The organism is Sphingomonas sp. CCH21-G11, assembly GCF_001555965.1.
Lineage (GTDB): Bacteria > Pseudomonadota > Alphaproteobacteria > Sphingomonadales > Sphingomonadaceae > Sphingomonas.
Map to the genome: position 1 here is coordinate 62,002 of NZ_LSHX01000024.1, position 11,650 is coordinate 73,651.

General features: G+C 69.3%; 8 protein-coding genes and 1 pseudogene. 2 read left to right on the forward strand and 7 right to left on the reverse strand.

Annotation, left to right across the window (positions count from 1 at the left end; genetic code table 11):
- Positions 1-96 precede the first annotated feature (96 nt).
- Both AX676_RS05380 and AX676_RS05385 read left to right on the forward strand, forming a co-directional pair.
- On the forward strand, positions 97-1,296 hold the full coding sequence (locus tag AX676_RS05380; protein ID WP_066480398.1) for a toxic anion resistance protein: 1,200 nt from the start codon (positions 97-99) through the stop codon (positions 1,294-1,296).
- A 19-nt stretch (positions 1,297-1,315) separates the two neighbouring features.
- On the forward strand, positions 1,316-2,026 hold the full coding sequence (locus AX676_RS05385) for a hypothetical protein (protein ID WP_066480605.1): 711 nt from the start codon (positions 1,316-1,318) through the stop codon (positions 2,024-2,026).
- Positions 2,027-2,324: 298 nt separating this feature from the next.
- Here AX676_RS05385 and AX676_RS05390 read toward each other — a convergent pair whose 3' ends face one another.
- From AX676_RS05390 to AX676_RS05420, 7 genes and pseudogenes are all read right to left on the reverse strand, one after another.
- Entirely contained in the window at positions 2,325-3,050 is a 726-nt protein-coding gene (locus AX676_RS05390) for an SPOR domain-containing protein (protein ID WP_066480397.1), read from the reverse strand.
- Positions 3,047-4,777 (reverse strand): arginine--tRNA ligase, encoded by a 1,731-nt coding sequence (argS, locus tag AX676_RS05395; protein WP_066480603.1) that lies wholly within the window; start codon positions 4,775-4,777, stop codon positions 3,047-3,049. The genes AX676_RS05390 and argS overlap by 4 nt, the downstream gene beginning before the upstream one ends.
- Positions 4,778-4,858: 81 nt before the next feature.
- The gene (gene rarD / locus AX676_RS05400) at positions 4,859-5,797 is read right to left on the reverse strand and encodes an EamA family transporter RarD (protein WP_066480395.1); all 939 of its coding nucleotides are present in this window, start codon (positions 5,795-5,797) and stop codon (positions 4,859-4,861) included.
- Between the two features lie 75 nt (positions 5,798-5,872).
- Positions 5,873-7,027 carry a DUF1501 domain-containing protein gene (locus tag AX676_RS05405; RefSeq protein WP_066480394.1) on the reverse strand — a complete coding sequence of 385 codons (1,155 nt, stop codon included), beginning with the start codon at positions 7,025-7,027 and terminating at the stop codon, positions 5,873-5,875.
- 4 nt (positions 7,028-7,031) lie between these two features.
- Positions 7,032-8,521 (reverse strand): annotated as a pseudogene (locus tag AX676_RS05410) (DUF1800 domain-containing protein).
- Between the two features lie 85 nt (positions 8,522-8,606).
- Positions 8,607-9,773 (reverse strand): deoxyguanosinetriphosphate triphosphohydrolase, encoded by a 1,167-nt coding sequence (locus AX676_RS05415; RefSeq protein ID WP_066480392.1) that lies wholly within the window; start codon positions 9,771-9,773, stop codon positions 8,607-8,609.
- A complete protein-coding gene (locus AX676_RS05420) occupies positions 9,770-11,542 on the reverse strand; it encodes an SPOR domain-containing protein (RefSeq protein WP_066544167.1) in 1,773 nt (590 codons plus the stop codon). The genes AX676_RS05415 and AX676_RS05420 overlap by 4 nt, the downstream gene beginning before the upstream one ends.
- Positions 11,543-11,650 lie beyond the last annotated feature (108 nt).

The window sequence follows — 11,650 nt, forward strand, 5'->3', positions numbered from 1 at the left end:
GCGGTCGCACGTCATGGCGTATTAGTCTTGCAATACACTTGAAGCGCCACCAAATCCCGGTCAATGTCCACGCGACACAGGGTTTTGGAGGGACGAATGGCCACGCAGACCGCGACCGAGGAAGCGACATTGACGCTGACCCCGCCCGCCCCGGTGCCCACGGTCGCGCCGGAAAAGGCCGCGGGGCTGGTGCCGGTCGACGAAGCCAAGAAGTCCGAGCTGGAAACCCGCGTGGACAGCTTCATCGACGACCTGCTGGCCCAGGACGTCAACTCGCCCGAATTCGGCAAGCGCGTCGATGCGATCGCGGCGATGGGGCAAAAGGAAATCCGCGACGCCGCCGGCCAGTCCAACCGCTTCCTCGACCGCCCGGTCCGCGCCATGGACCAGGAAACCGGCGTCGGATCCGACCTCGCCGAGCTGCGCCGGACGATCGAAGACCTGGACCCCGGCCGCAAGGGCGACCTGACCGCGCCGCAGCGATTGTTCGGCATCATCCCGTTCGGCAACAAGCTGCGCAATTATTTCGACAGCTACAAATCCGCCCAGACGCACATCGCCTCGATCCTGAAATCGCTCCAGTCGGGCAAGGACGAGCTGCTGATGGACAATGCCGCGATCGACGTCGAGCGGCAGAATCTGTGGGCGGCAATGGGTCGCCTCGAGCAGATGATCCACATCTCCAAGACGATGGACCAGAAGCTGGAGGATCGCGCCAACGAACTGGATCACAGCGATCCAGCCAAGGCCAAGGCGGTCCGCGAAACGGCGCTCTTCTATGTCCGCCAGCGGACCCAGGACCTGCTGACCCAGATGGCGGTGACGGTGCAGGGCTATCTGGCGCTCGATCTGGTCAAGAAGAACAATGTCGAACTGGTCAAGGGCGTCGACCGCGCCAGCACGACGACGGTCGCGGCCCTGCGCACCGCCGTCACGGTCGCACAGGCGATGACCAACCAGAAGCTGGTGCTCGAACAGATCACCCAGCTCAACACCACCACCGCCAACATCATCGATTCGACCGGCAAGCTGCTGAAAAGCCAGACCGCGACGATCCATGAACAAGCCGCCGCATCGACCCTGCCGGTCGAAACGCTGCAGCGCGCGTTCCAGAACATCTATGACACGATGGACGCGATCGACACCTTCAAGCTGAAGGCGCTCGACAGCATGAAGACCACGGTCAACACGCTGTCGAACGAAGTCGAAAAGTCGAAGGGCTATATCGCCCGCGCCGAGGGCGCGGCGCAGAATTCGGGCAGCGGCGGCGAAACCTTCAAGCTCGAGGCGGTTTGATCCGGAGATGAACCCCGACATGACCGACGTCGACCGCCAGATTGCCCGATCGAGCGAGTATCTCGACCGTACCCGCGGCCGGTATCGCGACGCCCGCGGCCGCGCGCGGCGACGCCGCGAGGGCGAGATCCTGCGCCGGCTGGGCCGGATCGCGGCGGCCGATATCGCGATCCTGATCGCGGCCGTCGCGGTCGGCTGGTTCGTGCCGCTCGGGCTGGGCGGTGCGCTGGCGGTGATGGCGCTGCTGATCGCCGTGACTTTGTTCTTCGCGATCTTCCCGGTCGTCGTCCCGCCCTCGCCCGAGAAGCTGGCGCAGGTGCCGTTGAAGGCACTGCCGCTGCAGACCGAGCAATGGCTGGAGACCCAGCGGCTCGCCCTGCCCGCCCCTGCGGTGCCGCTGATCGATCAGATCGGGCTGAAGTTGGAAACGCTGGCCCCCCAGCTTGTCACGCTCGACGAGGCCACCCCGGCGGCAGCGGAGGTGCGCAAGCTGGTCGGCGAGCAGCTGCCCGAGCTGATCAAGGGCTATGCCCAGGTTCCGCAGCCGCTGCGCACCGTCGAACGCCACGGCCGCACCCCCAATGATCAGCTGGTCGAGGGGCTCAGGCTGATCGATACCGAGATCGCCCAGATGACCGCACAGCTCGCCGAAGGCCAGCTCGACCAGCTCGCGACGCGCGAACGCTATCTGCAGATCCGCTATCGCGGCGATGACGAGGTCGGCGGGTAAGGTTTTGCCGTCCAGGCTCCACGGGCACCGATCCGCCCGCAGCACAGCACTCCGCCATGCGCCGGCGCGTCCGGACCCTGGATCAAGTCGGGGGTGACGGGAAAGTCGTTGGAGCGCGCGTCAATCTAACGTCATCATGCTCTAGGTGACCAAGGACGCAGCGCATTATTCCCGCCGCCCGTCATGCCGGACTTGATCCGGCATCCATGCGCGACGCTCCTGACCCGCACACCGCCTGTGACGACCGACCGGTCTGACACTGGGATCACGCATCGCGTGACGGGGCGGTCGGGATTGCTCAGCCCGGAATGAAGCAGGGTTCGCCAGCAACCTTGAGCTTGGCGCAGATCTCGCCCGCCTGCGTGGCGCTGCCTGCGTTGACGCGCAGGCGATAGACGGTGCGCCCCTTCACCTCGGCCTGCTGCACCGACTTGCCGAGCGGCGCGAGATAGCCGAAGCGCGCCGACAGGGATTGCCACGCCGCGTTGGCGGTCGCCTCGCTGGGGAAGGAGCCGAGCTGGACGACCGACCCGCCGCCCGACATCGGCACGCTGCGCAGCGCCGGCGCCGGCAACGACTTGGGGGACAGGCTTCCGGCGGTCCGCGGCACCTCAGTCACGACACGCGCCGTCGGGGTGGCACCGGGGGTCGGGCCTGCCTTGGGCGCGGGGCGACCCGCGACCGGGGCTTCGGGGACCGCGCCCAGATTGACCGACCCATTGGCGGCATCGCCCGCGCTGGTTGCGAACACCGTGTCGCCGTCGCCGTCGACCTTCATGCCGCCCGGATCGTCGGGCTTGACCTTGTAATCGCCCTTTTCCGCCTGGATCAGCGCGCCGCCGCCGTCGGTGGTGCGCTGGCGCTGCAGCGCCATGCCGGCATAGACGATCGCGGCGACCAACGCGGCGATCGCGACGATGATCAGCGCCAGCCGCCAGACGGGCGCGCGCGGCGGCTCACCTTCCTCGACCGATTCGAGCCAGGGCAGTCTGTCCTCGGCCTCCTCGATCGTCTGGTCGGTCATCCACTCATCTCCTCGACCGCCTTCACCCCCATGATGGCAAGGCCGTTCTTGATGACTTGCCCGATCGCGTCGGCCAGGAAAAGCCGCGCGCACGTCATCACTGCGTCATTTTGGATCAGAAAGCGCCGATCGGGATCGTCGTTGCCGCGGTTCCACAGCGCATGGAACTCGGCCGCCAGATCGTAGAGATAGAAGGCGATCCGGTGGGGCTCGCGGGCCAGCGCCGCGCCTTCCACCACGCGCGGGAACTGCGCGGCGCGCTTCACCAGCCCGAGCTCGTCCGTATCAAGCCGGGACAGGTCGGCGTCACCGCACGCGATCCCCGCCTCCGCCGCACGCCGGTGCAGCGAATGGACGCGGGCGTGCGCGTACTGGACGTAGAAGACCGGATTGTCCTTCGACGCCTCGACCACCTTGGCGAAGTCGAAGTCCATCTGGGCGTCCGACTTGCGGGTCAGCATCGTGAAGCGCACCACGTCCTTGCCGACCTCGTTCACGACATCGGCCAGCGTGACGAAATTGCCGGCGCGCTTCGACATCTTGACCGGCTCGCCGCCGCGCAGCAGCCGGACCATCTGCACCAGCTTGACGTCGAAGCGCGTCTTGCCCTCGGTCAGCGCGGCGACGGCGGCCTGGATACGCTTGACCGTGCCGGCATGGTCCGCACCCCAGATGTCGATCAACTGATCCGCCGACTGGCTCTTCTGGAAATGATAGGCGAGGTCGGCACCGAAATAGGTCCACTGCCCGTTCGACTTGCGGATCGGCCGGTCCTGATCGTCGCCGAACCGGGTCGACCGGAACAGCGGCAGCTCGACCGGCTCCCAGTCCTCGGGCGTCTCGCCCTTGGGGGCTTCCAGGACACCGTCATAGACGAGGTCGCGTTCGCGCAACCATGCTTCCGCCGCTTCGGGCTTGCCGGCCGCCTGCACCTCGGCTTCCGACGCGAACAGGTCGTGATGGATACCGAGCAGCGCCAGGTCGGCACGGATCATCTCCAGCATCGCCGCGACCGCTTCCTTGCGGAACAGCGCCAGCCATTCGCGCTCGGGCCGGTCGACAAAGGCGGTGCCATGCTCGGCCGCCAGATGCGCGCCGACCGGCTTCAGATAGTCGCCGGGGTACAGCCCCTCGGGAATGGTGCCGATATCCTCGCCCAGCGCCTCGCGGTAGCGCAGATGCGCCGAGCGGGCGAGCACGTCGACCTGACCGCCCGCATCGTTGACATAATATTCCCGGATCACCCTGTGCCCGGCAAATTCGAGCAGGCTGGCGAGCGCGTCGCCGACCACCGCCCCCCGGCAATGCCCCATGTGCATCGGGCCGGTCGGGTTGGCGGAGACATATTCGATGTTGACCGTCGTGCCCGCACCCATCGTCGAGCGGCCATAGTCGCCGCCCGCCGCGTGGATCGCGGCCAGTTCGCCCCGCCAGGTATCGTCGGTCAGCGTCAGGTTGATGAAGCCGGGGCCGGCGATCGACACGCTCGCGACTTCGTCCAGCACCGCCAGCCGCGCGACGATCAGCTCGGCCAGCGCACGCGGATTGGTGCCGGCGGGCTTCGCCAGCACCATCGCGGCATTGGTCGCGAGATCGCCATGCGTGGCGTCGCGCGGCGGCTCGACCGTCACGTTGCGGCGGTCGAGCCCGGCGGGCAGCTGACCGGCGGCAACCAGGGCGTCGAGCGCCGCGTCAAGATGCGCGGCAAAGCGGGTATAGAGCGTCATCGGTGGTTCCATGTTCGGGAAGTGGGTCCGCTTACCGGATCGGCGCGCCGGGTTGAAGCCCGTTCGCGGTCGGAGCGGGGTTCAGGCGCGCGCGGCGGCCGCGCGCTCGCGTCGCAGGCGCAGCGACCCCATGACCCCGCTGCCGGCATAGACGAACAGCCCGGTCCAGATCAGCGCGAAGCACAGGATATAGTCGGCGGTCAGCGTTTCGCCCAGCAAGGTGACGGCCAGCACGAACTGGATCGTCGGGCCGATATACTGCAGCAGCCCGACCGTCGAATAGGGCAGCCGCTTGGTCGCGGCGGCGAACAGCAGCAGCGGCACCGCCGTGACGATGCCCGATCCGATCATCAGTGCGCTTTCACCCGCGTCCCGCCCGATCGCCAGCGCACCCGACTGGGCCAGCCAGATCAGATAGCCGAGCGCGATCGGCGCCAGGATCAGCGTTTCCACCAACAGGCCTTCCAGCGCATCGACCGGCGCAATCTTGCGCACCATGCCGTAGAAGCCGAACGCCAGTGCGAGCGTCAGGCTGATCCACAGTGCGGTGCCGGCACCGGCCGCCAGGATGGCGACGCCGGCCGTCGCCAGCACGACCGCAATCGTCTGCGCGCGGTTCAGCCGCTCGCCGAACGCGATCATGCCCAGCACGACATTGACCAGCGGATTGAGATAATAGCCCAGGCTGCTGGCCAGCACGTGCCCGTTCTGGACCGACCAGATATAGGTCAGCCAGTTGATCGAGATGAAGGCGGCGCTGAGCGTGAGCAGGCCCATCACGCGCGGATTGACGATCGCGGCGCGCAGCTGCCGCCAGCGCCGGGCAATTGCGACGACCATCAGCAGCGCGACGACCGAAAACAGGATGCGATGCGCGACGATCTCGCCCGGTCCCACTGCCTTGAGAAGCAGGAAATAAAGCGGCAGAAAGCCCCACAGCAGATAGGCCGAGATGGCCTGGACCAGGCCCGTGCGGCGGACCGCCGGCGCGGCGGGGTCGAGAGTCGGAACCTGGGCCATGGTGGCACCGCACCTATCGGACGGCCCGACGAGCGTCAAAGCAACTTGCGTTGCGCCGCAACAACAATAGCTGCGTCAGGCGCGGATCAGACCCTCTACCGGCCGGACACCGCGCGAATCCGGGAACATCGTCGCCAGCGAGCGGGCGGGGTCGATCGCAAAATGCGCGCTCACCGCCCCGGCAATCAGCGCGTCGAGCGCCAGTGTCGGGCGCAGGTCGCGCCCGTCGAGCAGTGCGGGCGCGCCAAGCCCCGGCCAATCGGTGATGACGCGGCCACCTTTCACCGCACCGCCGGCCAGCAAGGCAGCCGACGCGGTGCCATGGTCGGTGCCCTGGGTGCCGTTGAGCGCAACAGTGCGGCCGAACTCGGTCGCGACGAGGACCAGCGTGTTCGCCCAATGCGCCCCCAGCCCGTCTTTCAATGCGCCGATCATGGCGTCCAGCCCGCGCAGCTGCGCCGCCATCCGCCCGCGCTGCTGGGCATGCGTGTCCCAGCCGCCGGTTTCGATCATCGCGATCCGCGCGCCATTGTCGGCGGCGAGCAGCTTGGCGGCCAGCGCGCCGGTCGCGGCAGCGTTGCGGCCATTGTCCGCGGCCATGTCGCCGGTGATCGCCCGCGTGGCGGTCGCCTGTTCCCACAGGCCGTGCAGCTGCGCGTCATTGGCATAGAGCATCGCGACGCGCGCCAGCAGATCATCCGACGCATCGGGCAATTGCGACGGCGCATAGCTCGCGACTTCCGCCGGTCCGCGCAGCGCCATCGGCACGGTCGCGGCAATCGCGATCGCCTGGCGCTGGCCGTCGGGTAAGAGCGTCAGGAGCCGGTTCATCCAGCCGTCCTTGCGCGCATAGGCAGCGGTGCCGCCGGTTTCGAGGATGTTCTGGCCATCGAAATGCGACCGATCGCGATACGGCGAGGCGACCGCGTGCGCGACCAGTGCCTCGCCGCCCGTATAGAGCGCGTGCAGGCCGGACAGCGCCGGATGCAGCCGGAACATGCCGTCCAGCTTCGGCGCGCTCGCAAAATCCTCGGCCAGCACGCCGCGTGCGCTGGCGAAGGCCGGATCGCCGACCGGTGCGGCGATGTGCAGGCCATCCGCCGCCCCGCGCTGGATGATGAAGACGAAGCGGCGGTCGGTCGCCGCGGCGGCGAGCGCCATGCGCGGCGCAACGATCACCGCGCCGGCGGCCATGCCCCCGGCCAGCATCATGGAACGACGATCGATCATCACGCTATCTCCTCAGGAACTCGGGCGAAACCAGCAGCAACGCGATCGCCTGGGCGGGGCTTTCGGCGCGCGCGATGGCGCTTCCGGTCGACGCGCTCAGGCTGCCGGGAAACAGCGCGGCCGCGAGCGCGCGGGCATCGCCCTCGCCGCGCATCCGGGCGGCGAACGCCTGCGCGGCCTCCACCCGACGCATCAGCGCGTCCGGCCCCGCCCAGCTCGCCGCGACATCGTCGAACCCGGCCGGCGAGCCCGGTCGCCAGATCGGCTGGCCAAGCTGGTTCAGCAGGTTGGCGGTGGCGAGCGGATTGGCGGGTGCCCGCCGATCGCGCGCGCGGCGGCCACCGACCAGTCCCATGGCGTGCGGAACTTCGTCGCGCTTGGTACCCAGGGCTCGGGTGCTTCGACGAGCGCGCGGTAGACGCTCGGCAGGTCGCCGCCCGACTCCAGGAATGCCCGTTCCAGCCGCGCGACCAGAGCGGGCGGCGGATCGTCGGCGCAAAAGTGGCGGGCGAGCTTGGTGGCGATATGACGTGCGGTGCGCGGATGGGTGGCAAGGTCGCGCAGCACGGCTGCCGCCTGACCCTCTCCCCCCGCCGCATAGCGCCGGCCCAGGATGGTGCGGTCGCCCGGCTGATGGATGGTGTCAACGTACTGAAAACTTCCCGGCGGACCCGCTTGGCGGAGGAAGCGCGCCGCCGCCGCGCCGCGCGCCAGCCCTGCCACCGTCCAGCCGGTCAAAGCGCGGGCGAACTCGGTCACGTCCCGCTGGTCATAGCCGCCATCGACGCCGAGCGTATGCAGCTCGAGGATTTCGCGCGCCAGATTCTCGTTCAGCCCGACCGGACGATTGGCCCGCGCGCGGATCCGGCTGCCCAGCGGGCTGTCCGGCCCGATCGACTGGGCCTGGTCGAGATAAAGCAGCATCGCCGGATGCCGCTCAACCGCGTTCAGCATATCGGCGAACTTGCCCAGCACATGCGGACGGATCGCGTCGAATTCGAGCTGCCCGGCCAGCCCCACCACCACCTGCTTGTCGGCGGACACGGCAAAGTGATTGGCCCAGAAATGCACCAGCCGCTCGACAAAGGGCGTCTGGCTCTCAACCGCGACCGTCATGCGCGCGGTGGCGGCACCTGCGTAGAACTCGCGGCGCTGGCGCTGGCCGAATTGCTGGATCGCTCGCAGCGCGTTGGGGCGCTCGGCCAATGCCGCACCGGGCCGTGCGGGGTCCGGCATCATCGGCGCACCCGCTTCGCTGCCGCCCGCGCGCATCTCGCGGCGCAGCCCGCGCAGCTCGGCCAGATAATCGGCGATGTCGGTCGCGATTTCGGTGGTCGCGGGCAACGCCGCGATCGGCGCGGGACGCGGCGCATAACGGGCGAATTGCTCGATCAGCCACGCGCGCGGGCGCGCCGGCGCGGCCTGTCCCGCGGTGCCACCCAGCCCGAAACGGTTGAGTGCGACTGCTGCCTCGGTCACGTGCCGTTTCTCCATTCGCTGCCGATCGGGGGCAAGCTAAGGCACAGCTGTCGCAAAACTGTGTCAGCGCCGCGCCGGATTTGTCGCGGACCTTTGCGGCTCAGAACCCGTCGGGCAGATCGACCGGGCCGACCAGTTCGCGATAGCGCGCGACGGCGTAGCGATCGGTCATGCCGCTGATGAAATCGGCGATGTGGCGGCTGCGCTGCGGTTCCTCCGCCGGCAACCGATCGGCCCAGCCCGGCGCCATGCGTGCGGGGTTGGCATCATAGGCCGCGAACAGCCCGGCGATGATGCGCCGCGCCGCCGCTGCTGCGTCGAGCTGGGCCGGATGATGATAGAGATTGGCGTACATGAAGCGTTTGAGCTCGCGCTCGTCCTGGCGCATCGCGTCTGAAAATCCGGCGAGGCAGCCGCCCGCCGCGCGGACATCCTCGACGCCCGCCACGCCCGCGGCGGCGACGCGCGCCCTGGTTTCGGCGATCACGTCGTTGACCATCGCACCGATCTGGCTGCGGATCAGCTCGCCGACGAGCAGCGCGGACGGATAGTCGCGGAACTGCGCGCGGACCCGGTCCCAGCCGCGCGCGATGACCGGGACGGCCAGGATCTGGTCGAACCCCAGCAGCCCGGCGCGCAGGCCATCGTCGATGTCGTGATTGTCATAGGCGATGTCGTCAGCGATCGCGGCGACCTGCGCCTCCAGCGACGGCCAGTGGTCGAGATCAAGGGGAAACGCGGCGTCGGCTGCGCGCAGCGCCCATTGCGGATCGGCCACCGGCCCGTTGTGCTTGGCCAGCCCCTCCAGCGTCTCCCAGCTGAGGTTGAGCCCGCGCCAGCGCGGATAGGGGCTGTCGATATGCGTCAGCGCGCGCAGCGTCTGGCCGTTGTGATCGAACCCGCCATGCGCGGCCAGTGCCTCGCGCAGTGCATCCTCTCCGGCATGGCCGAACGGCGGGTGGCCGATGTCGTGCGCGAGGCAAAGGGCTTCGGTGAGGTCCTCGTTGAGGCCGAGCGCGCGGGCGATGGTCCGCCCGATCTGCGCCACTTCCAGGCTGTGGGTCAGCCGCACGCGGAAATGATCGCCATCGGGCGCCATGAACACCTGGGTCTTGTGGCGCAGGCGGCGGAAGCTGATCGAATGGATGATCCGATCGCGATCGCGCTGGAAATCGTCGCGCGGTCCGCGCTCGCCCCCCTTTTGTTCCGGGTGGAGCCGTCCTCTGCTGCGCGCCGGGTCCGATGCCCAGGGCGCGCATACGCTCATCGCGCGCGCAGGCGCTCGATCTTCTGCCCCGCCTCGCTTTGCCACGCAAAGGCCGACAGGCCGGATTTGCCCAACTGGTTCACGAATGCCTGCGCCTCGCTCGCGGTGCGGAACGGCCCCGCCAGCAACCGATTGGTCGCGCGCAGCGGCGTTGTCCAGCCCTGCTTGCCCTTGAACAGATCGGGCGCCGTTTTCGCCAGCTTCTCCCACACCTTGGGCAGGTCGCTCTTGTTCGCGCCGCCCGCAACCTGGACCCAATGACGCGCCGGTTCCAGCTTGGCGGGATCCGGCTTTGCCGGCGCGGGTTTGACCGGCGGGGTTCGGGGTCGCGCGATGGCGGGACGCGACGCGGCCGTGGGACCCGATGCCTTTGGGGCTGCGGGTGATGGATCAGCGACCGTCGTCGCGGTTGCCGCACCGTCGGTCAGGCGCTGGACGATCGCACCCAGAATTGCGCGGTTGTCCGCCGAAATGGCCGCCGCACCCGCAGCCGTCGCAGGCGGTGGCGGTGGCGGTGGCGGTGGCGCGGCGTCGCGCGCCGCCGGCACCGGTGCCGCAACCGCCGCAAGCGGGCGCGATGCGATCTCGACCGGTGCAAGCACAGCTGCGGGTGCAGGCGGCACATCCGTGGCGACCTGGGCCACGGCGACCTGCGCCGGCGCGGCAGCCGGCACGGAAGTCGCCTCATTCGGCGCAGGGGTGCCGACGCGCACGGTAAAGGGCGGGGCCACCCGCGCAGGCACGGGCGCACGCGCGACGGTCGCGCTGCCACGCCGCTGCAGCGTCCCCGCAATCGAGCCCTTGGCCGACGGCGCGGCGGCAGTCAGCGCCGAGGATGCCCGCGGCCGGGTGGGCAGCTCCGGCGCCGCCTCCTCGGGCACGGCACCCGCATCGCGCCGGGTGCGGCGCGGATCGACAGCGCGCGGCCGCCGGCTGCGCGCCTCCGCCACTTCGGTTCCGGTTTCGCGCGCGGCGCGTCGTGTATCGGCAGGCTCGATGCCGGGAATGGGCGGCGCCATCGCCGCATCGGCCAGCCGTGCCGGTGACGCGGTCAGCTCGCCGAAATGCACCGCGAACGCGCGCCCGCTCGCGTCGAGCGACGCCAGCCTGCCAAAGAAGGGTGACATGCTGGGGCCGAAACCGGGCAGCAACCCGGCGGCGATCCGCTCGGCCTGGGCAACGTCACCGTTGATGGCGAGCACGAACGCACGCGCCCGCCATGCGGCGCGATCGTTCTGGCGCAGCAGGGGATCGAGCAGGCGCGCGGATTCCGCCACGTCCCCGCTGATCCCCAGCGACAGCGCCAGGCGGCGCGTGACCTCCGGATCGGCGCGCTCGCGCAATGCCAGGCGATAATCGCGCTGCGCCAGCGCGGGATAGCCCAACAGGTCATAGGCGAGCCCGCGTTGCGCGGCCATGCGCGCCAACGGGTATCCCGCGCGCTCCGCCGCCTGGAACAGCCGCAGCGCCTCACCGGGTCGTTCGAGCGCGGTCAGCGCCGCCGCGCGTCCCGCGATCAGCCGCGCATTACCCGGTGCGATCGCATCGCCGCGGCTGAAGAAGCCGAGCGCCGCGGCCGGATCGCCGAGCAACACGCTCAATTCGCCGGCCTCCGCCAGCGCATCGAGATCGTCGGGATTGCGGGCGAGCACGCGCATCTGGTCGGCCAGCCGATCGGCATTGGGCGTCGCACGCGGGGCAAGCTGTGCAAGCGCGCCCGGTACCGATACCGGCGCAGCGACCAGCATGGCGAGCAACAGGATCGACAACCGGGGCGCTACGGGGAAGGTCATGGGCAGGAAACGGGACTGCCGCCCCACGCCTGAACCCGCGCTGACCATGCGCCGATCAGGACGAGGCCGGCGACCGGCCGCCCC

Coding starts and splice junctions, on each gene's coding strand:
- AX676_RS05380 (WP_066480398.1), top strand. CDS start 97: ATGGCCACGCAGACCGCGACCGAGGAAGCGACATTGACGCTGACCCCG.
- AX676_RS05390 (WP_066480397.1), bottom strand. CDS start 3,050: ATGACCGACCAGACGATCGAGGAGGCCGAGGACAGACTGCCCTGGCTC.
- AX676_RS05385 (WP_066480605.1), top strand. CDS start 1,316: ATGACCGACGTCGACCGCCAGATTGCCCGATCGAGCGAGTATCTCGAC.
- AX676_RS05405 (WP_066480394.1), bottom strand. CDS start 7,027: ATGATCGATCGTCGTTCCATGATGCTGGCCGGGGGCATGGCCGCCGGC.
- AX676_RS05415 (WP_066480392.1), bottom strand. CDS start 9,773: ATGAGCGTATGCGCGCCCTGGGCATCGGACCCGGCGCGCAGCAGAGGA.
- argS (WP_066480603.1), bottom strand. CDS start 4,777: ATGACGCTCTATACCCGCTTTGCCGCGCATCTTGACGCGGCGCTCGAC.
- rarD (WP_066480395.1), bottom strand. CDS start 5,797: ATGGCCCAGGTTCCGACTCTCGACCCCGCCGCGCCGGCGGTCCGCCGC.